This is a genomic window from Polynucleobacter sp. 73C-SIWE (genome assembly GCF_018882465.1).
In the GTDB taxonomy this organism is placed as follows: Bacteria; Pseudomonadota; Gammaproteobacteria; order Burkholderiales; family Burkholderiaceae; genus Polynucleobacter.
The window spans coordinates 222,945-244,776 of the sequence record NZ_JACVOK010000002.1; the positions used below are offsets into that span (position 1 = coordinate 222,945).

The 21,832-nt window shown below is 46.7% G+C and carries 17 protein-coding genes; 5 read left to right on the forward strand and 12 right to left on the reverse strand.

The genetic code is table 11. The features are described 5' to 3' along the window. Positions 1-3: 3 nt before the first annotated feature. From ICN17_RS07375 to ICN17_RS07390, 4 genes are read right to left on the reverse strand one after another with little or no spacing between them, the layout of a single operon-like run. Positions 4-2,127 carry a M3 family metallopeptidase gene (locus ICN17_RS07375; protein WP_216236873.1) on the reverse strand — a complete coding sequence of 708 codons (2,124 nt, stop codon included), beginning with the start codon at positions 2,125-2,127 and terminating at the stop codon, positions 4-6. A gap of 19 nt (positions 2,128-2,146) precedes the next feature. Further along, the gene (folD, locus tag ICN17_RS07380; protein ID WP_216236874.1) at positions 2,147-3,001 is read right to left on the reverse strand and encodes a bifunctional methylenetetrahydrofolate dehydrogenase/methenyltetrahydrofolate cyclohydrolase FolD; all 855 of its coding nucleotides are present in this window, start codon (positions 2,999-3,001) and stop codon (positions 2,147-2,149) included. 19 nt (positions 3,002-3,020) lie between these two features. Further along, complete coding sequence (locus tag ICN17_RS07385) at positions 3,021-3,665, reverse strand: response regulator transcription factor (RefSeq protein ID WP_216236875.1); 645 nt, start codon at positions 3,663-3,665, stop codon at positions 3,021-3,023. 36 nt (positions 3,666-3,701) lie between these two features. After that, positions 3,702-6,128, reverse strand: a complete 2,427-nt coding sequence (locus ICN17_RS07390) for a PAS domain-containing sensor histidine kinase (protein ID WP_255538354.1) — start codon at positions 6,126-6,128, stop codon at positions 3,702-3,704. Positions 6,129-6,423: 295 nt separating this feature from the next. Here ICN17_RS07390 and aceE point away from each other — a divergent pair, with 295 nt between their 5' ends. The 3 genes from aceE to lpdA are packed head-to-tail and all read left to right on the forward strand — an operon-like array spanning position 6,424 to position 12,527. Continuing rightward, positions 6,424-9,120: a pyruvate dehydrogenase (acetyl-transferring), homodimeric type gene (gene aceE / locus ICN17_RS07395; RefSeq protein WP_216236877.1), complete on the forward strand. Its 2,697-nt coding sequence runs from the start codon at positions 6,424-6,426 to the stop codon at positions 9,118-9,120. A gap of 13 nt (positions 9,121-9,133) precedes the next feature. After that, a complete protein-coding gene (gene aceF / locus ICN17_RS07400) occupies positions 9,134-10,738 on the forward strand; it encodes a dihydrolipoyllysine-residue acetyltransferase (protein ID WP_216236878.1) in 1,605 nt (534 codons plus the stop codon). A 10-nt stretch (positions 10,739-10,748) separates the two neighbouring features. Beyond that, positions 10,749-12,527, forward strand: coding sequence for a dihydrolipoyl dehydrogenase (gene lpdA, locus ICN17_RS07405; RefSeq protein WP_216236879.1), 1,779 nt, complete (start codon positions 10,749-10,751; stop codon positions 12,525-12,527). A gap of 57 nt (positions 12,528-12,584) precedes the next feature. Here the strand turns inward: lpdA and ICN17_RS07410 are convergent, their stop codons facing one another. After that, positions 12,585-13,139, reverse strand: a complete 555-nt coding sequence (locus ICN17_RS07410; protein WP_087909809.1) for a phasin family protein — start codon at positions 13,137-13,139, stop codon at positions 12,585-12,587. A 193-nt stretch (positions 13,140-13,332) separates the two neighbouring features. Here ICN17_RS07410 and ICN17_RS07415 point away from each other — a divergent pair, with 193 nt between their 5' ends. Then, on the forward strand, positions 13,333-14,220 hold the full coding sequence (locus ICN17_RS07415) for a DMT family transporter (protein WP_216236880.1): 888 nt from the start codon (positions 13,333-13,335) through the stop codon (positions 14,218-14,220). Between the two features lie 98 nt (positions 14,221-14,318). Next, on the forward strand, positions 14,319-15,332 hold the full coding sequence (locus tag ICN17_RS07420; protein ID WP_216236881.1) for a serine hydrolase: 1,014 nt from the start codon (positions 14,319-14,321) through the stop codon (positions 15,330-15,332). Here ICN17_RS07420 and ICN17_RS07425 read toward each other — a convergent pair whose 3' ends face one another. The 7 genes from ICN17_RS07425 to ICN17_RS07455 form a co-directional block, all read right to left on the reverse strand. Beyond that, positions 15,333-16,157: an IclR family transcriptional regulator gene (locus tag ICN17_RS07425; protein ID WP_216236882.1), complete on the reverse strand. Its 825-nt coding sequence runs from the start codon at positions 16,155-16,157 to the stop codon at positions 15,333-15,335. It lies immediately after the preceding gene. A 94-nt stretch (positions 16,158-16,251) separates the two neighbouring features. Further along, positions 16,252-17,286 (reverse strand): quinone-dependent dihydroorotate dehydrogenase, encoded by a 1,035-nt coding sequence (locus ICN17_RS07430; RefSeq protein ID WP_216236883.1) that lies wholly within the window; start codon positions 17,284-17,286, stop codon positions 16,252-16,254. A gap of 9 nt (positions 17,287-17,295) precedes the next feature. Beyond that, entirely contained in the window at positions 17,296-18,051 is a 756-nt protein-coding gene (locus ICN17_RS07435; protein WP_216236884.1) for an arginyltransferase, read from the reverse strand. Continuing rightward, on the reverse strand, positions 18,048-18,785 hold the full coding sequence (gene aat, locus ICN17_RS07440; RefSeq protein ID WP_216236885.1) for a leucyl/phenylalanyl-tRNA--protein transferase: 738 nt from the start codon (positions 18,783-18,785) through the stop codon (positions 18,048-18,050). Before aat ends, ICN17_RS07435 begins: the two co-directional genes overlap by 4 nt. Before the next feature lie 22 nt (positions 18,786-18,807). Continuing rightward, positions 18,808-19,368, reverse strand: a complete 561-nt coding sequence (locus tag ICN17_RS07445) for an NUDIX hydrolase (RefSeq protein ID WP_216236886.1) — start codon at positions 19,366-19,368, stop codon at positions 18,808-18,810. Between the two features lie 9 nt (positions 19,369-19,377). Next, positions 19,378-21,201 (reverse strand): bifunctional chorismate-binding protein/class IV aminotransferase, encoded by a 1,824-nt coding sequence (locus ICN17_RS07450; RefSeq protein ID WP_216236887.1) that lies wholly within the window; start codon positions 21,199-21,201, stop codon positions 19,378-19,380. A gap of 24 nt (positions 21,202-21,225) precedes the next feature. After that, a complete protein-coding gene (locus ICN17_RS07455; protein WP_216236888.1) occupies positions 21,226-21,801 on the reverse strand; it encodes a peptidylprolyl isomerase in 576 nt (191 codons plus the stop codon). Positions 21,802-21,832 lie beyond the last annotated feature (31 nt).

The following is a 21,832-nucleotide window of genomic DNA, read 5'->3' on the forward strand; positions in this document are numbered from 1 at the left end:
CGATTAGGCCAAGCCACCATGGCGCAGTAAGGCGTCAATACTGGGCTCTCTACCACGGAAGGCTTTAAAGGATTCAGCAGCAGGACGGCTGCCACCTACCTCCAGGATTTCTTCACGGTAACGCGTTCCAGTCTTGGCGTCCAAAACGCTCCCAGTCAGCTTTGCAGCTTCCTCAAAGGCGGAGTAAGCATCAGCAGAAAGTACCTCAGCCCATTTATAGCTGTAGTAACCAGCAGCATAGCCGCCAGCAAAGATATGACTGAAAGAATTAATCCAACGAGAGATCTCAGGCTGCGGAATGATGTTGTACTCATCAGCGATATTTCTAGAATCATCGAGCACTGCATGTCCTTTAGCGTCCTTTACATCAAAGCTAGAATGCAAGCGCCAATCTGTTAATGACATCACGATTTGGCGTAGGGTTGCTAAACCATTTTGGAAGTTCTTAGCAGCGAGAATTTTGTCAAAGAGTTCTCGTGGTAGTGGTTTACCAGTTTCTGCATGGGCGGTCATTTTCTCCAGCACTTCCCATTCCCAGCAGAAGTTTTCCATGAACTGACTTGGTAGCTCGACAGCATCCCACTCAACACCATTGATGCCAGATACACCCAAAGCACTCACTTGTGTCAGGAGGTGATGTAAACCATGGCCACTTTCATGAAAGAGGGTAATGACATCATCATGAGTAATGGTCGGTTGGCGCAATACTCCATCCACCTTCACTGGTGGAGCAAAGTTACAAACGAGATAGGCTACTGGCACCTGGATTTCTCCATTAGGCAACTCTCTACGGCCACGGGCATCATCCATCCAAGCCCCGCCACGCTTGCCGGGGCGAGCATAGGGGTCTAGGTAGAAGTAAGCCCGAATCTTTCCAGCCTGGTCTTTAACAGCAAAGGATTGCACATCAGCATGCCAAGTTGGCAAGTCTGCAGCTTCAATCTTGACACCAAATAATGTCTGAATAACTTGGAATAAGCCATCTAAGACTTTGGGTAATGGGAAGTATTGCTTGAGTTCATTTTCGGAGAATGAGTAACGCGCTTGCTTTAAGCGTTCAGCGGCAAATGGAATATCCCAAGGATCAAGTCCATCTGTAAATCCTAGCTCTGCTTTTGCATACTCACACAACTCTTGCCAATCCTTCTGAGCAAACGGTTTTGATTTGATCGCAAAGTTTGTCAGAAAGAGATCTACCTCATCAACAGTATTGGCCATCTTGGGCGCCAAACTCAAGGCTGCATAGTTTGCAAATCCCAGCATACGGGCTTCTTCATCGCGCAGACGCAATTGATCCAACATATTTTGAGTGTTATCCCAATCAAGCTTGCCTTTGCCATATTGTGGTGCTAACTCTGAGGAGCGCGTGACATAAGCTTGATACATGAGGCGACGTAGCTCCCAATTTTCGGAATACTGCATCACGGGATAGTAAGAGGGGAAATGCAGGGTAAAAGCCCAGCCCTGCAGACCCTTTTGCTGTGCAGTATCTGCCGCTGCAGCGATAGCATCATCAGGCAGGCCAGTAAGATCAGTTTTATCGCTTACTAGATGAACAAAGCCATCGGTCGCGTCCAACACATGATCCGAGAAGGCTTTACCCAGAACAGCTTGCTCATCCTGAATAGCAGAGAAGCGCGGTTTGTCAGCATCACTTAACTCTGCGCCACCCAAACGAAAATCTCGCAAGGAGTTTTCAATCACTTTTTTCTGAGCACGATTGAGCTTTGCAAAATCAGGACTATTTTTGAGCTCTTTAAATTTCTTGTAGAGCGCTAAGTTTTGTCCAAGACTAGAGAAGAATGCAGTGACCTCCGGCAGTATCTCTCCGTAGGCGGTACGCAACTCTGGAGTATCGGCTACGCTATTGAGATGGGAGACAACACCCCAAGATCTTCCAAGCGCTTCGGTAGCATCTTCGAGAGGCTCTGCTAATTGATCCCAGCTCGATGGTGTTTTAGGATCGGTCGCAGTATTTACAGCATCTTGCGCATGCTTGAGCAAGAATTGAATTGCAGGAGCAATGTGCTCAGGCTTTACTTGTGAGTACGCGGCGATGCCACGACCAAAAGTCAGGAGCGGATTATGTTGTAAGGCGGCAGGTAGGGTAAAGAGGGTTGTAGTCATACCCTCTAGCTTAATGGATCTAAGGCTTGGCTGCTTTTTCTGCTGCTTCTAAAGTATTCATGAGCAGCATGGTGATGGTCATAGGGCCAACACCACCTGGTACAGGAGTGATCCAGCCAGCGATATATTTAGCAGCATCAAAATCGACATCCCCGCAGAGCTTGCCATCCGGCATGCGGTTGATGCCTACGTCAATCACAACAGCACCATTTTTCACCATATCGCCCGAAATCATCTTAGGTTTGCCAGTGGCAACCACCAAGATATCCGCATCTTTGGTGTGATGAGCCAGATCACGGGTTTTACTATTGCAGATAGTAACAGTAGCTCCCGCTTGCAAAAGGAGCATCGCCATCGGTTTGCCAACAATATTAGAGGCGCCAACAATGACAGCACGAGCACCCCGAATGGGGTAATCGATACTTTCTAAAATCTTCATGCAGCCATACGGAGTGCAGGGCTTGAATTCTGGTTGGCCGACCATCAAGGCACCAGCATTTGCTACATGGAAACCATCTACATCTTTTTCAGGGGCAATCGCTTCAAGCACACGCTCAGCGGCAATATGCTCTGGTAGAGGTAATTGCACCAAGATTCCATGAATCGATGGGTCAGCATTGAGGGTGGCAATCCGAGCCAGTAATTCTTCTTCACCTAACTCTGCAGAGTAGCGTTCTAAAACAGAATGAAAGCCAACATCCTCACATGCTTTTACTTTATTGCGCACATACACTTGGCTGGCAGGATTTTCACCAACGACGATGACTGCTAGTCCAGGACGAACCCCTTTCGCGGTAACAATCGCACCACGAGCAGCTATTTCAGCGCGTAGTTTTTTAGAGAGGGCGTTACCGTCTAGTAATTGTGCTGGCATTGCGAGTGTATTAATTGGATTAATTAGGTTGTGGATCAGACAAAGCCAAGCGGAGCAGGTCTGCAACGGTGTTGACGTTGAGCTTCTCCATAATATTGGCCCGGTGGGCTTCTACAGTCTTAATAGAGATACCAAGATCATCTGCAATCTGTTTGTTTAAGCGGCCAGCAACGATGCGCTCCAATACTTGACGCTCACGACCAGTGAGCTTACTGAGCAAACTATGGGTAATTTTGCGTTGACTCGCTTGTGAGTAATCTACCCTTGCTTTAGCAAGCATGCGATCAACTAGACCGCAGAGATCGTTTTCTTTAAATGGTTTTTCAATGAAATCGACGGCACCACGTTTCATCGTGGAGACTGCCATCGAGACATCACCGTGGCCAGTAATGAAAGCAACTGGCATTGGGAGGTTTTCGCTAATTAAACGTTCTTGCAGTTCGAGGCCTGACATGCCAGGCATACGCACATCCAAAATAGCGCAAGAGATAGTTGATTTATCTGTGCTTTGTAAAGATTGCAAGAAGCGCTCGGCGCTTGCATGACAACGCACTACATAACCATTGCTCTCTAAAAGCCAGGTGAGTGAATCACGCACAGCCTCATCATCATCGACGACGTAAACAACTTCAGCTTGGTTTGGTTTGGCAGCAACTAAGTTCATATTGGGTCTCGCAAGGTAAATCTAAAAATAGGATATCTATTCATTTTCCTTTGAATCAGGAGATTCTAGGGGTAACAGTATTGTAAAGGTGCAGCCAGCCAGCTTGGTCCGTTCTGAGTCCATGGTATTGGATGCCCAAAGGCGCCCGTGGTGGGATTCGATAATGGAGCGGCAAATATTGAGCCCCATGCCCATTCCATCCGTTTTGGTGCTAAAAAATGGTTCAAACATGCGCTCCATGACGGATTCGGCAATACCACCCCCAGTATCTGTGACTTGAATGCGAATCATGGCTGGGAAGGTGCTGGTATCCAAGTCAGCACTGATATTGACCGGTGCGGCTGACCAGCGGGAAGAGAGAGGGTAGGCCTCCCGCACACTATCTAAGGCATTTTTTAAGAGATTGACTAGAACTTGCAAGATCAGAACTGGGTCTACATAGACCTCAGGCAAATTATTAGCAATATTAGAAGTAATGCTCAAGCGATGACGATTTGCCTCAATTTCCACAAGACCAACCGCATCATTAATGATTTCAGAGATATTGGAATGCTTGCGTTGAGGCTCGCTGCGTTTCACAAATCCACGAATACGCTGAATGATGGTGCCAGCTCGGTGCGCTTGATCAGAGGCTTTTTCTAGAGCAGGCAAAATATCTTTACTCATAGATGGATCAAGATTGCCCTCTAAGCGTTTAGCGACACCCATGCAGTAATTGGATATTGCGGACAGGGGTTGATTTAATTCATGCGCGAGAGAGGACGCCATTTCACCCATAGTGGTAAGACGACTTGTAAATTGCATGCGCTCTTCTTGCTGACGCGCTAAATCATCTGCCTCTTTACGCATCGTGATGTCAGTAGCAATTAAGAGTTGAGCTAAGTGACCGTCTACCCAGGGGATGAAGCGACGACGTACCTCAAACCATTTATTGCTACCGTCATCAAATTGAACTTCTTCTGACTCTGACTCTTGATAGAGGAAGGCGGTTGGAATGCCCGGGGGTGAATCTTGTAAATCTTCAGCAACATCGTGCAGAGTTTCAATATTATTGCCACTGCCCACTAATTTGAAATGGCCTTTGGAATCATCCCCAAAATTTTCTTTATAGAAGCGATTGGCAAATAAAAGCCGGTCATTTTCCAAGTCCACCACTGATACGGCAGCATCCAACCCCTCTAGCACGGTTACAAAGCGTTCTTGAGATGCGGCAAGCTCCTCGCGAATCTTTTTTGGCTCTGAAATATCAATTAAGGAGGTGACCCAACCGGATTGCTTGCCCTTTTCATTAATTAAGGGGGCAATGAAAGTACGCGTTTGGATCAAGGAGCCATCACTGCGCAAAATCACACCCTCAATCCCTGTTTTTGCGATCACCTCAGATTTGAGGGCGCGATTCATCTTCTCAACCAGTTCATCACGCCTAGAGTCAGGCCAGAAGGGGAATGGCGGGGAGAGGCCAATCAGCTCTTTTGCTGACCAGCCTGTCATCTCGCAAAAGGCTCGGTTGACATAAGTGATGCGCTTTTGCATGTCGTGTGCGCGTATGCCAACTGGGGTAGAGTTTTCCATGGCATTACGAAAGCTGGTTTCGGTTCTTAGGCTTGCTTCTGCTTCTTGACGGACTTGCATTTGCTTTAAGACGGACCACAGGCTCCAAATCACAAAGGCACATAAGCCAAGTACTACGCCAATCAACATTCTGAATGTGAGATTAGTGGGCGGTGGATAGGTATCAATTCGTAGAGTGAGGTTAGGACTCAGGACGCCAATATCCAAACTGGTTTGATTGCTAAATGCCCTCTTAGGAGTATCTCGATCAGAGGAGATGGAGAGCACTCTCTCGTTATCAGTTAAAAGAGTGAAGCGGTAATAGGCCTTAAGCTCTGCAGGGACAACATCTAAAACACCTTGAGCGGTATAGAGAGCCGCTAAAAATCCAATAGCTTCGCCGCCGACCATGTTCGGGACTACTTGCCAAAATACAGTTTTTCTTTCTCTTGCTAGAGGCTCGTTACTCGGAAGATTTAAGTTGATGAATTGGCTAAATGATGCTCTGCTGGTGCTTCTACTTAATTCGATTGCAGAAGCAAGGCCTTCGTTGGCTAAATCGTCATTCTGGGTTCTAGCGATCCAATCCGTTTTATTGTTGCTTGGTGGAGCCGTCCATAGCCTCTGATTTTTCGCATTGATCCATACAATTTTGACAATCTCATGGTTATTGAAAACTAGATCGTCAGCTTGTTCGTAAGCGAGTCTTTTCAGTCTCTCCTGATCTTCATTAGCAGCAAGTTCCCGATTAATGCTGATCAAGGCATCCAGATTATTGGCAAAGCGCAATTGAATACGCTGCTTAGCAAGTGAGAGCTCTCTAAAAAGTGCAGACTCTTGCTGATTCTTTTCTTGCAGTTGGAGCGTCCCTAAAATGACACCCATGACAGCCGTAAAAATGACAATAGCCATTAAAGGGGTATATACGAGCCTAAAGCCCCGTATTTTGCGGAGCCATTTGAATGGACTGAGGAGCAAGCTCAAAAAAGCCGTAAATTTCATGAATGAGGCCTATTTTGCCTTAATGCGCTTCTGAAAATGGCTTTTCTTGATTAAATTCAAGATCTTATTTGCATCGCAACAAAATACCACATTACGAGAAATATTATCATTATGTGGAAAATTGCTTGTTTACACCCACACACCTTCCTAAAATATTGTCTATAAAGTAAATAACTCATTGTGACGTATTAAATGGAGACATGTTATGGCCGCAGTTCCAGAGCAGGTGTTGGGTAAACAGAATGCACAGGACGTAGATCCGGGCGAGACTCAAGAGTGGTTGCAGGCGCTTGATGGCGTCATTCATAACGAAGGTCCGGAACGCGCGGCTTTTCTAATAGATCAACAAATTTCTCATGCGCGTGTGAACGGGGTTGTTCAACCTTTCCACGCAGAGACGCCTTACATCAATACGATTCCAGTTGAAGGCCAAGCGCGTTTACCGGGTGATCAGAATGTTGAGCATCGTATTCGCTCATACACTCGCTGGAATGCAATGGCAATGGTTCTACGTGCCAACAAAGACACTAACGTTGGCGGACATATTTCTTCTTTCCAGTCTGCAGCTACTCTATACGACGTAGGCTACAACCATTTTTGGCATGCACCATCAGCTGAGCATGGTGGCGATCTCATTTTTGTACAAGGACATTCAGCTCCAGGAGTTTATGCACGTGCCTATATGTTGGGTCGTCTCTCAGATGAGCAACTCAACAATTTCCGTCAAGAAGTTGGCGGCAAAGGAATTTCTAGTTACCCACATCCATGGTTAATGCCAGACTTCTGGCAGTTCCCAACGGTCTCAATGGGCTTAGGCCCCATCATGGCAATTTATCAAGCGCGCTTCATGCGCTATATGCAAGACCGTGGCTTTATTAAGAATGAGGGACGTAAAGTTTGGGCATTCTTAGGCGATGGTGAAACCGATGAGCCAGAATCTTTGGGCGCCATTGGTATGGCTGGCCGTGAAAAGTTAGACAACTTAATTTTTGTTGTCAACTGCAACTTGCAGCGCCTAGACGGACCGGTGCGCGGTAACGGCAGCATCATTCAAGAACTTGAAAGTGAGTTCCGTGGAGCGGGCTGGAATGTGATCAAAGTAGTTTGGGGTGGTCAGTGGGATGCGCTATTTGCTCGCGACAAAAAAGGCATCTTGATGCAACGCCTTGGCGAGATTGTTGATGGCCAGTACCAGACAATGAAGTCTAAGAATGGCGGCTATGTTCGTGAGACAGTATTCAACACGCCAGAGTTGAAGGCTTTAGTAAGCGACTGGAGTGATGATGAGATTTGGCAACTGAATCGTGGCGGCCATGATCCTCATAAAGTCTATGCAGCATTTCATGCGGCGGTAAATCACAAGAATCAACCAACGGTAATCTTGGCTCATACCATTAAAGGTTACGGCATGGGTGGTTCAGGTGAGGCGATGAATATTGCTCACCAAGCCAAAAAGATGAATGACGACGACGTGCGTCGCTTCCGTGATCGTTTTGAGATTCCTGTGAAAGATGAAGATCTAGACGATATGCCTTTGGTGAAGTTTGCTGAAGGTAGCCCTGAGTTGGAATACATGAAGGCGCGCCGCCAAGAGTTGGGCGGTTATTTGCCACAGCGTCGTACCAAAGCAGAAAGCTTGCCAGTTCCTGCGCTAGACGTATTTGCTCCATTGCTTGAGGCAACTGCAGAAGGTCGTGAGATTTCGACAACTATGGCATTTGTGCGCATGCTAAATACTGTTGTGCGCGATAAAGTTTTAGGTAAACGTGTCGTTCCTATTGTTCCAGATGAGTCCCGTACCTTTGGTATGGAAGGCATGTTCCGCCAGTTGGGCATCTGGAATCAACTAGGACAGCTCTATACCCCAGAAGATCATGATCAATTGATGTTCTATAAAGAGGACAAGACTGGTCAGATTTTGCAAGAGGGTATCAATGAAGCGGGCGGGATGTGCGACTGGATTGCAGCCGCAACTTCATACTCTACTCATGGCGTACCAATGTTACCTTTCTACATCTTCTACTCGATGTTTGGTTTCCAGCGTATTGGTGACTTAGCCTGGGCAGCAGGGGATATGCGTAGCCGCGGCTTCTTATTAGGTGGCACTGCAGGCAGAACTACCCTGAACGGCGAGGGTCTGCAACACGAAGATGGTCATAGCCATCTATGGAGCGGAGCAATTCCGAACTGCATCAGCTATGACCCTACCTTCTCATTTGAATTGGCAGTTGTGATTCAAGATGGTATGCGCCGTATGTTAGAAGTTCAGGAAGACGTGTATTACTACGTTACTTTGATGAATGAAAACTATGCTCATCCATCAATGCCGAAGGGCGCTGAAAATGACATCATCAAAGGCATGTATAAGCTCAAGTCTGTTGGTGACAGTAATGCTAAGTTGCGTGTGCAATTACTCGGCTCTGGAACCATCTTCCGTGAAGTGATTGAAGCAGCAGAAATGCTCCAAAAAGACTGGGGCGTTGCTTCTGATTTGTGGGGTTGCCCAAGCTTTACTGAATTAGGGCGTGATTGGAATTCAGTTCACCGTGCCAACCTATTGAGCCCAACAGCAGCACCAGCGCTTTCTCATGTAGAGAAGTGCTTAAAAGATACTTCAGGCCCAATCGTTGCAGCAACGGATTATGTTCGTTTGTTTGCAGAGCAGATTCGTCCAGCGATCCAGCACATGGGTCGTCGTTATGAGGTGTTGGGTACAGATGGTTTCGGTCGTTCTGATACCCGTGAAAATCTTCGTGACTTCTTTGAGGTTGATCGTCGTTGGGTGGTGTTGACCGCTTTGAGATCTTTGGTGGATGCTGGCCAAATGGATCGTCAAAAACTTGCTGAAGCCATTCAGAAATATGGCATCGATGCTACTAAACCAAACCCGATGACGGTTTAAACGAGATTAATTCATGAGTCAAATTATTGAAATCAAAGTTCCGGACATCGGCGACTATAAAGATGTGCCAGTCATTGAGGTATTGGTTAAGCCAGGTGACAAGATTGAGAAAGAGCAATCTATTGTTGTCCTGGAATCTGACAAAGCCACGATGGACGTTCCTTCATCCCACTCTGGTGTTGTGAGGGAAGTTAAAGTCAAGATTGGTGACAACCTTTCTCAAGGTTCAATAGTGATTACCTTGGAAGAGGGCGCTGCTGCAGTTGCACCAGCCTCCGCTCCTATTCAGGCTAGTCCAGCCGCAACTTCATCCTCAAATGCAGGCGGAGCAGCAATTGAAATTAAAGTCCCCGATATTGGCGACTATAAAGATGTGCCGGTCATCGAGGTCTTGGTCAAAGCTGGTGATAAGGTAGAGAAAGAGCAATCGATCGTTGTGCTTGAATCTGACAAAGCCACGATGGATGTTCCTTCATCACACTCTGGTGTTGTGAAGGAAGTTAAAGTGAAGGTTGGAGACAGTCTATCTGAAGGGTCAGTTGTATTGATTCTGGAAAGCGGAGCATCTGGAGCTGTAGCGGCTCCGATAACTGCACCAGCGCCGGCGCCAGTAGCAAAGCCAGCTGCAGTAGAGCCTCCCATTGCGCGTGCTCCAGCGCCTCCTCCAGTTTCCAGTGCTGCACCTGCTGTAGACCCAACATTAAGTCATGCCAGTCCATCGGTGCGTAAATTTGCGCGTGAACTGGGTGTCACTATCGGTCAGGTCAAAGGCTCTGGCCTGAAGGGACGCATTACACAAGAAGACGTACAAGCTTTTGTAAAAGCGGCCATGAGTGGTGGCGCTGGTAGTCCTGCAGCAGCATCTAGTGGTGGAAGCTTAGGTGGTCTCAATTTGATTCCTTGGCCAAAAGTCGATTTCACGAAGTTTGGTGAGATTGAGCGTCAGCCATTGAATCGTATTAAGAAAATGACTGCAGCTAATCTTGGCCGTAACTGGGTCATGATTCCAGCGGTGACGTATCACGAAGATGCAGACATCACTGACTTAGAAGCATTCCGTGTACAGACCAATAAAGACAATGAGAAGAAGGGCGTCAAGATTACGATGCTTGCTTTCTTAATGAAGGCTGCCGTAGCGGCCTTGAAGAAGCATCCAGAATTTAATAGCTCACTGGATGGTGACGATTTAATCCTGAAGAAATACTTCAATATTGGTTTTGCTGCAGATACGCCAACCGGTTTAGTGGTGCCCGTCATCAAGAATGTGGATAAGAAGGGTATCTTCGAAATTGCCCAAGAAACCTCTGAGTTAGCAGCCTTAGCGCGTGATGGCAAACTTAAGCCAGACCAAATGCAGGGTGCGAGTTTCACGATTTCTTCGTTAGGCGGTATTGGTGGAACTTACTTCTCACCAATCGTGAATGCGCCAGAGGTGGCAATCTTGGGGGTAAGTAAAGCTGCTATGAAACCAGTATGGGATGGCAAGCAATTTGTGCCGCGACTCATTTGTCCATTATCTCTCTCGGCAGATCACCGCGTGATTGATGGTGCATTGGCTACCCGTTTCAATTTGTACATTGCCCAACTACTAGCCGACTTCCGTCGCGCTACGCTGTAAGGGGGGATCTATGGCTAAGCAAATGATCCTCGTGCCAGATATTGGCGATTACTCCGATGTGCCAGTAATTGAAGTGTTAGTGAAGGTTGGTGATGTTGTAGAAAAAGAGCAGCCTTTATTAGTGCTTGAGTCTGATAAGGCAACTATGGAAGTTCCGGCAGATGCCGCTGGAACAATTACTAGTATTGCCGTAAAGCTTGGTGACAAAGTGAGCAAGGGTTCTGCGATTGCTGAAATTGAAGTAAGTGCTGCAGCTCAGCCTGCAACTCCAGCCCCAACTGCTATTCCAGTACCGGCAGCGCCGGCAGCAAAGACGCCAGCTCCAGTAGCTGGTCAATATAGCGGCAAAGTAGATCACGAGTGCGACGTATTGGTATTGGGTGCCGGCCCTGGGGGCTATAGCGCTGCCTTCCGCAGTGCTGACTTGGGTATGAATACTATCCTCGTTGAGCGTTACTCCACTTTAGGTGGCGTGTGTTTAAACGTGGGTTGTATTCCATCGAAAGCATTGCTGCACACTACGTCTGTCATGGATGAGGTCAAGACGATGTCTAAGCATGGCATTACCTTTGGCGCGCCAAAGATCGAGATCGATCAATTGCGTGGCTATAAAGACTCTGTCATTGCGAAGTTAACTGGTGGTTTGGCTGGTATGGCTAAAGCACGCAAGGTCAAAACAGTCCGTGGCTTAGGCCGCTTCTTGGATGCTCATCACGTCGAAGTTGAAATGACTAGCGGCGCTGGACAAGACCTGACTGGTCAAAAAGAAGTGGTGCGTTTTCAGAAAGCGATTATTGCGGCTGGAAGTCAGCCAGTGAAATTGCCTTTCTTGCCAGAAGATCCGCGGATTGTGGATAGTACTGGTGCCTTGCTGCTGAAGAGTATTCCAAAGAGAATGCTTGTTATCGGAGGCGGCATCATTGGTTTGGAGATGGCGACGGTTTACAGCACGCTAGGCTCACGCATTGATATTGCTGAGATGATGGATGGCCTCATGGCTGGAGCTGATCGTGATCTCGAAAAGGTCTGGGAGAAGTTCAATGCCGGACGTTTTGAAAAAATCATGCTCAAGACGCGAGCCTCTAAGGCTGAAGTGAAGCCTGATGGTATTCAAGTGAGCTTCGAAGGTGAGAATGCTCCTACAGAACCACAGACTTATGACTTAGTTTTGGTTGCAGTTGGCCGCACTCCTAATGGTAAGAAGATTGATGCCGGTAAAGCGGGTGTTCAAGTCGATGAGCGTGGCTTTATTTCGGTTGATAAACAAATGCGTACCAATGTGCAAAACATCTTTGCTATTGGCGATCTGGTTGGTCAGCCCATGTTGGCTCATAAGGCAGTGCATGAAGGTCACGTTGCTGCAGAGGCGGCATTCGGCGAAAAATCCTACTTTGATGCGAAGCAAATTCCATCTGTTGCCTATACCGATCCAGAAGTGGCTTGGGCTGGTTTAACAGAAGAGCAATGCAAAGCACAAGGGATCGCTTATGAAAAAGGACTTTTCCCATGGGCTGCTAGTGGACGAGCGATTGCTAATGGTCGCGATGAAGGTTTTACAAAGCTGATCTTTGATGCAGCTACTCATCGCATTATTGGTGGCGGTATTGTTGGGACGCATGCCGGTGATTTAATAGGTGAGGTTTGCTTGGCGATTGAGATGGGCGCAGATGCTGTTGATATCGGCAAGACTATTCATCCGCATCCAACCTTAGGTGAGTCTGTTGGTCTTGCTGCAGAAGCGGCACATGGCCATTGCACTGATTTGCCACCAGTAAAGAAGAAGGCTTAAGTAAGCCACAAATGCAAAAGCCCCGAGTGATCGGGGCTTTTGCATTAGAGTAACGCTTTATTTCTTCTTGGTTGCTTTGCTAGCAGTCTCAGCAGCTTTCATGACGGTGTCAGTAGCGCTATTAAGATTGGTCTGCGCAACATTAACCGCATGCTTCACAGCTTTTTGGCTGGTTTCATATACATTGTTAGCGGAGGCAATCGCTTGCTTCATTGCTTGCACAGCAGCATCGGAACCTACTGGGGCATTTTTAGTCCACTCTTCAACTAAAGCATTGATCTTTTGTTGACCTGCTTGAAATTCTTTTTCCGCAGACTTGGTGAAGTTGTTTTGGGTTTCATGAGCCAAATCATATAAATGACGACTATAGGCCATGATCTTTTCGGCCATTGGCTGAACTGCTTCAGCTTGATGGGCGAGGAGCTGTTGAATATCTTTTACTTCCAGCGCTTTCTTGGCGCTAGTCATGCTATCACTCAAACTTTGTTTTGCAATATGCATATTGAGCTCAACTAATTTTTCAATACTTTGGAGGGCTTGATTTGTGAGGCTGCTCAAAGTTTCTAAATTAGCTTTTTGTGCTGCAGCTAATTGTTCTGGTGTTAGGTTCATTTCAATTCCTTTTGCGTGTGTTCACGCTTGATTAGTTCTTTTCACTTAAGTCTTACTTTAATCCCTCTTACAGAATTTTACTGTATAAATATTGCATCGCAGCATGAAGAATCATTTCTTAAGAGTGCTCTCCACTTATTAGGAGGGGGTGGCAAATAAGCCTAAAATCTACGATTCAACTCAAAAGTGATCCATGAAGCTCAGCCTAGATAACGCAATTGCACCGATATTTGTGCTGATTTGGAGTACAGGCTTTGTGATTGCAAGACTGGCTATGCCCTATGTTGAGCCAGCGACATTCTTATTCTGGCGTTTCATGGGGGTGTTAGCGGCCATGGCAGCCTTAAGCTTGATGTGGCGGATTACATGGCCAAGCCGGTCGCAAATAAAGCATATTGCAATAGCAGGGGTGCTGCTCCAGTTTGGATATTTATTAGGAGTTTGGTTTGCAGTCCGTCTGGGCATGACGGCGGGTCTGGTGGCCATCATTGTCGGTTTGCAGCCTATTTTAACCGCTTGGTTTGCAGCGTGGATATCAGAGCAAGTTTCTCCGCGTCAGTGGATTGGCTTAGGTTTCGGCTTTGCTGGTGTGGCGTTGGTAGTCATGGCAAAGATTAGCTTTGCGCACATTTCCTTAGCCAGCTATGTATTGGCTTTTGTCGCATTACTCTCCATTACTTTTGGAACGTTGTATCAGAAAAAGTATTGCCCAGTATTTGATTTAAGGGCAGGGTCTTCGATTCAGTTTGGAGTTTCTGCCGTTCTTTGTTTCTTCTGCATGTATTTCTTTGAGACGGGTGTGATGGTCTGGAATGCATCCGTAATTGGAGCCTTGTTATGGGCAATATTCCCATTGTCGATTGGCTCTATTAGCTTGTTGTTTATGATGATCCGTAAGGGTGCTGCGACTAAGGTAACGAGCTTTCTCTACCTCACGCCTCCAACCACTGCACTGATGGCCTGGTTCTTGTTTGATGAGCCATTTACGCTCATGATGGCACTTGGACTTGCTTTGACAATGACGGGGGTAGTTCTCGTAAATGCCCGCCAAGTCAATACGGTAGCGACTATTGCTGAATAGAGTCTTCTTCATCGTCCAATATGGGGCGAATAAATCCATGCTGACACGAGAAATTAATTATCATTCCGTATGTTGAAAGTTTTCGAAGGTATTTTGGGATGCATTTGAATCGATTTTGGGCTTTGATCTTGATGGCAGCATTTGTCTGTGGCGCTGCTATGAATGCGCCAGCAATCGCTGCTAACAAGGACAAAGAGAAACAAACCAAGACTACCAAAGTAGTAGTAAAAAATACTAAGGCTGCTAAAAAGCAAAAATCGGTTCGGGTTGCAGTAACTCGTTCATCTGAGCCTGCTGCTCCGGCCCATCCATCATTTGCAACGGCTCTTGGCCTACGCGGTCAGCATGATGACTTAAGTCTCAAGTCCAGCGTGGCAATGGTTGTTAATCAAGATACTAACGAAGTCTATTTTGAAAAAAACTCTTCTGTGAGTTTGCCAATTGCATCGATTACAAAATTAATGACTGCGATGGTTGTTTTGGATGCTAAGCTACCTTTAGATGAGACTATCGTCATTAATTCAGATGATGTGCGTAGCTATGCTAAATCTCGCCTCGCTGGAGGCACAGTCATGACACGAGAAGAGGCTTTACTACTTTCCTTAATGTCCTCTGAGAACCGTGCTGCATATACCTTAGGTAGAAACTATCCCGGCGGCATTACGGCATTTGTCGATGCGATGAATCGCAAGGCTAGAGAGTTAGGTATGGATCATTCTCGTTTTGCTGACCCTACAGGCCTCATGAGCGAGAATGTTGCATCTGCTGAAGATCTTACCCGTATGCTGAGCGCTGCTTATCAGTACAAAATGATTCGTGAGTTTTCAATATGGCCAGATTTAACCATGGTGATTGCCAATCGACCACAGAAATTCTTAAACACCAATCGCTTAGTACGTTCGGGCGATATGAACATCGGCTTGCAAAAGACTGGCTTTATTAATGCAGCAGGTAAGTGCCTGGTAATGCAAGCTAGAGTAAACAATACGCCGTTATTGTTAGTCTTCTTAGATTCTGTCGGAACTCAATCCCGTTTTGCTGATGCGGTACGAGTGCGTGATTGGTATGAGCGGATGCCGTCTGGAGCGCAACCGATTCGTCGCTTGATGTAGCTAGGTAGTTGATCCTGGATCGCTTGTTTTGGGCTTGTAGCCCATTCCTTTAGAAATCTGGAGAGCAGTATCCTGTAAGGCTTTGAGCCAGTCCGCTTGCATGCGATCTGTTGGCGAGCTAAGCGATAAACCAGCCACTAATTTACCAGTGTCATCCAAAATAGCCGCTGCTAAACAGCTAACCCCAAGCTCTAATTCTTCATCATCGCGTGCATTGCCTTCTTTACGAACTTGATTAAGAGCAGTCTCTAATTTAGCTAAGTCGGTAATGCTATTGCGAGTATGTCCAGATAGTCCTGTACGTGTGACATAGGCACGCACTTGGCTTGGATCATCACTGGATAAAAATAATTTTCCAACTGAAGTCAGGTGCAGTGGGGCACGACCACCAATGGCGCGAACTACTTGCATGCCAGAGCGCTCGCTATACGCGCGATCAATGTAAACAATCTCATCACCTTGTCGCACTGATAGGTTCACAGTCTCGCCAGTGAGTTTATGTAGGGTGCGCATTGGTACTTGTGCAGCTTCACGAACTGAGAGTCGTGCTTTGACTAGATTGCCAAGCTCCAAGAGCTTTAAGCCAAGGCGATAAGTGCCACCATCGCCACGTTCAACCAAGCGGCAGGCAACCATGTCATTCAGAATGCGGTGAGCGGTAGAGGGGTGAAGGCTAGTTTGCTCGGCTAAATTCTTGAGGCTGCTCGACTCCTCTTGCTCGGCTAAGGCATCGAGCAGATTCATCATGCGCTCAACCACCTGGATAGCTGTTTTACCAACTTCCCCGGTACTTTTAGCATTTTTGACAGGCTTATTCGTGCTCATGAGCTCTATTGTAGCGATTCCAAATGCTATTGCATATTATGAAATGCTATTTTAAAGGTCTCTGAGTTGAAAAACCCGGGTTTTCGGGGTAGTTCTAGGGCTGTCGCAGGGCTTTAGCGCACTCAGTAACAAGGTCTGGACCGCGATAAATTAACCCGCTGTATATCTGCACTAGACTGGCGCCAGCCATCATTTTTTCTCTAGCATCGGCTCCTGACAGAATGCCGCCAACCCCAATGATGGGCAGATTATTGCCTAATCTTGCCTTCAGTGTTTTGATGACCTGAGTAGATGCAGCGCGTACTGGAGCGCCCGATAATCCACCAGATTCTTCGCCATGCTGCATGCCTTGAACGGCATCACGAGCAATCGTTGTATTCGTAGCAATGATTGCGTCGATACCAAATTCCATGAGTAAGTCTGCAATTAAATTAATATCGGCAGTATCTAAGTCAGGCGCAATTTTTAAGAAGAGCGGTTTTCGAACTCCATAGCGGTCGCTCAAACGTTTTCTGGCCTCGTCTAGATCGCCCAATAATGAGCGCAACATGTCTTCGCCTTGCAGAGCTCGTAGGTTCTGAGTGTTAGGGGAGGATATATTGACTGTGATGTAAGAGGCAATTTCATAAACAGCCTCCATTGCCAAAATGTAATCGCTGGCTGCATCTTCAATGGGTGTGCTGGCATTCTTGCCAATATTCATTCCCAAAACGCCACCTTGTTGCCAGAATTGGGAGCGACGTACCCTAGCAACACAGGCATCAACGCCATCATTGTTAAAGCCCATGCGGTTAATGATGGCCTGGGCTTCTGTCAGCCTAAACATCCGAGGCTTTGGATTGCCCGGTTGTGGGCGGGGCGTTACGGTGCCGATTTCTAAAAAACCAAATCCGAGTGCAGCAAGTGCATCAATATGCTTGCCATCTTTATCAAGTCCAGCTGCCAAACCTACTGGGTTCGGAAAGGTAATGCCGCAAAGTGTATGAGGATCAGCAATCGGTTTGCTAACCAAACGCTCGAGTAAACCCCAGCGTTGAGCACGATCTAAATTGCTGAGTGTGAGGTTGTGTGCTTGTTCGGGATCTAAACAAAAGAGCCAGGGGCGTAATAGTGAATAACGATCGGTCATGGATAGATATTATGACCCAGCTAACCCAGTCAAAGGCTGCCAGTGATCATCAATCAAACCTTCCATTGGCTGATACTTGGCTTTGTAGGACATTTTTTCGCTCTCTCTAATGTAGTAGCCAAGATAGAGGTAAGGCAGGCTCAGTGTTTTTGCCTGCTCAATTTGCCAAAGAATGCTGAAGCCGCCATAGCTAGAGGCATGTACGGAGGTATCGAAGAAGGTGTAAACCGAAGAAATGCCTTGATCTAGGATGTCGATCATGCTGACCATACGCAGGCGTCCAGGGTGGGGATCCTGCGGGCCATCCCGAAATTCCACAATGCGTGAATTCACACGACTCTGTAACAAGAACTGCATGTATTGATCTTGATCATCACTATCCATATCTCCACCAGCATGTCTTTCATTTTGGTAGCGTTGATATAACTGGTAGTGCTCGTCTTGATAGCCTAAGTTGAGCACCGATACTTCAAGACCAATATGTTTTTTCCAGGCGCGACGTTGGCTGCGAGAAGGTGTAAATTGATTTACCAAGATGCGGGTGGCAATACAAGCTCTGCATTCATCGCAGTAAGGACGATAGGTATAAAGACCGCTACGACGAAAGCCCGCATTCAACAGCTCGCTGTAAATGTCTGCATGAATTAAATGGGAGGGAGTGGCAACTTGGGAGCGCGCCATTCGATTTGGCAAATACGAGCAAGGGTAGGGTGCCGTGGCATAAAACTGCAATGCAGTGAGCGGAAGTTCTTTTAGCCTTGTCATAGCCAGTGGGTCAAAATTGATTTATCAAAAGTCCAAGATATTTCAATCTTAGTTTGGTTTAAGGATATTTGCAGTTGCTCTAAAAACTCATCCCGCGAAATAGGGGCTGCGCCCAAAGAATGCAGGTGAGTGGTCTCTTGCTGGCAATCAATCATCCCAAACCCGTTCTGGATACACCAGGCGCTCAGAGCTGCCAAGGCAATCTTAGAGGCCCCTGGTTTACGGCTAAACATCGATTCACCAAAAACCATGCCGCCAAACGATACGCAGTAAAGACCACCAATGATTTGGTCTTGTTCGGTGACGGCAATACTGTGGGCATTTCCTTGTTCATGTAATGCGGTGTAGGCATCCATGATTTCATGGGTGATCCAAGTACCATCTTGATCTTTGCGAGCACTCGTCGCGCAGGCGCGGATCACTGCGCCAAAATCTTCATCAACCATAATGGTTGAATTTGCATCTTGGCAAAAATGACGAATGCTTTTTTTCAGAGAATCACTACATTTAAATTCTGTAGGCTTCAGAACCATGCGGGGATCTGGCGACCACCACAAGACTGGTTGGTTGTCTGAGTACCAAGGAAAAATACCGAGTTGGTATGCCTGAGAAAGTTGTCCAGGATAAATACGTTCGCTTACTGCAATCAGCCCAGGAACGCTAGGATCGGGATCCGGATGGATCAGTGGATTTGGAAAGGAGTCATTTGGGCCTAGCCAAGTAATTTGACTCATACCTTGACCCATAAATCAGCCACTAGATTCTTTCAGATGGCAGAACGTCGCGGCTGCGGACATGAAATTCTTTGCCTGATTCTAAAAGGCCGGCAGCACGATCCGCAAAGTACCATTCCAGTGTTTGCTTTACCGTTGGGAAAGCAAGCTCCGCCCATGGAATTTCATGCTCATAAAAGAGGGCAACTTCAAGACTTTCTTCGCCTGCAGAAAATTCAGGGGAATGCATTTTTGCTAAATAGAATAAATGCACTTGTTCTGCATGAGGGACATTTAAGAGTGAGTAGAGTGGGCCTATTTCAACTTGGGCACCAGCTTCCTCAAGTGTTTCCCTGGCAGCACCGTGACTAGTGCTTTCACCAAGCTCCATAAAGCCTGCGGGTAGCGTCCAGTAACCATGACGCGGTTCAATGGCGCGGCGACATAGCAAGACTTGTTCACGATAGATAGGAATACTGCCGACGACATTGCGTGGGTTCTGATAATGAATACTGCCGCATGTCTCACAAACGTAGCGTTCACGAGAATCATCTGCCGGAATCTTGATCGTCAGTAGTGAAGCGCAGTGAGGGCAATACTTCATGAATACTTTCTAAAAATGGGCTTTGATGGCGCCACGCAGGGCATTACTAAGCATAATCTCATCTGCCATTGAAACATCATTAATAGTCAGGTTAGCTTCACGGGCATTGAACTTTGAATCGGCCAGTAGGCTCGCCCGCATTACGCCAGGTAATAGACCTGCTGAAACTGGTGGAGTAAGCCATTCAGAGCTGCCTTGAGGTTTAACAAAAATGCTAGTTCTTCCGCCCTCGGTCACAAAGCCTTGTTCATTCGTAAATAGAGCATCAAAGCCACCCAATTGAACAGCGGCCTGCCAGGCTAGATCATAAAGACTGCGATGAGTCACTTTGTGATGCAATAGGGCATTACCAGAAAACATTTCTACATTGCCAGGAAGAATATCTTTGGCCCAGAAAATTTTGACAGGCTCACTTAAGGTATCAAGCACTCCGGTAGAAGTAGACAGCTCACCATCTGGGGCAAGATCAAGTCTTAGCCTACAAGAAGTCTTCGGACTGAGTGATGAACAAGCATTTTCAACCACGAACTGAGCATCAGATCGATTAAAAGGAATTCTTAAAGCTAAAGCAGAGGATTGCATGCGATCTAAGTGCATCTTAAGCTTCAGAGGTATTCCTTGATCAATAGCAATCGTTTCAAATAAACCCGTAGAGGAGGGTAGATGCATCAAGAAATCAGATTTGATGCGACATTCCTGCCATTCTTGCTGTGTATTTGAATCGTTGGTGATACCAGCACCGACTCCCAAAGTAAAAGTGGAGGCATGTGATTGCACATCCTCTGTAATCTCAATGGTTCGAATGGGAACGCTGAAAGCAAAGTCTCCACTGGGATCAAGCCAACCTAAGGCACCGCAGTAATAGCCACGATCTTCTTGTTCTAGCTCTTGAATAATCTCCATGCTACGTTTTTTAGGTGCACCAGTGACAGAGCCACAAGGAAATACCGCATACAAAATATCAAAGAGGGAGGTATGAGGTCTAGCTCGGCCTTGCACGGTGGAGGTCATTTGCAATACATCACCGTGCCTAGCGACTTCGAATAAATGAGGCACGACTACTGAGCCGGGCAAAGAGATGCGGCTGAGATCATTGCGCAAGAGATCGACAATCATGACGTTCTCAGCTTGATTCTTGGGGTCTTCAGATAAAGCGCTAGCGACATCAGATAAAGCGCTAGCCGTGCCTTTCATGGGCATGGCTTTTAGAGTATCCCCTTCGCGAGCAATAAAGAGCTCTGGAGATTGCGATAGCAGGTAATTACCAGTGTGTGAGATATAGGCACCAAATCTGCCGGGCTGGCGTTTTCGTAAGCGGCCATACAAGGCTAGGGGTGAGCCATACGTCTTTCCAGAAATTCGGTAAGTATGATTAATTTGATAACTATCACCACTACGAATATATTCCTGAATATTGGCTATATCAGAAGCAAACTGCTTTTCATTTAATGACTCACGAACATCGAGTACACCAGCAGACTTCTCACTATCTTCAAGCATTGCCATTCGATTGGCAATCAGAGTATCTACTTCGCTCTTAGATAGTGTTTCAAAACTCTTGAATGACCAAGCCTCGATGAGGGGATGAGGGCTTGAGCTAGGTGCTCTTTGCGGAAGATGATGAATGGGTCTACCAAGTTCATACGCAAATGCAGCAACAACAAATTCGCCTCTAGCAAGAGACTCTGTAATCTGGGCTAAACAAGTCTGGGCTGCATCTAAATCAAGCGCATTGTCTCCACTTGAAAGAACGCGCCAGTACTGTAGCGGATTTTCATAATGGCGACTCGATGGCTGAGCCGCTGTACTTTGCGCATCGTCGAGCAAAATCATTGCGGCTAACCTAGTGTCTTCTGGTTACTTCAGAAGAGTGGCTGATTCAATAGTCACGGTCTTGGAGGGAACATCAGCCATTCTGCCCATGCGAGGCGCTGGTGCAACCATGGTAGGCACCTTACGTATTGCATCGATAGTTTGAGTTCCAGAAATGACTTTGCCAAATACGGTGTAACCATTGCCCATCGCATTAGGGTAATCCAAAGCAGGGTTGTCCTTGACGTTAATGAAGAACTGAGCAGTAGCAGAATCCGGATCAGAAGTGCGAGCCATAGCGATGGTGTACACATTGTTCTTTAGGCCATTAGTGGCCTCAGATGCTACTGGGGCATCGGTTGGTTTTTGTACCAAATCAGGAGTAAAGCCTCCACCTTGAATCATGAAACCATCAATTACACGATGAAAAATGGTGCCATTGTAGAAACCGCTTTTGACATAGTTCAAAAAGTTGGCGGTAGTCTTAGGGGCCTTAACATCATCAAGTTCGACTACAAAATTTCCCATAGTCGTTTTAAATTCAACTTTAGGTCCTGCAACAGCTGCTTGGCTGGTAAAGCATGTAGCAACCAGAATGAGGCTGGTAAAAAGCTTACGCATAAAGACTCCTTGAATGAATTTGATACAAGAG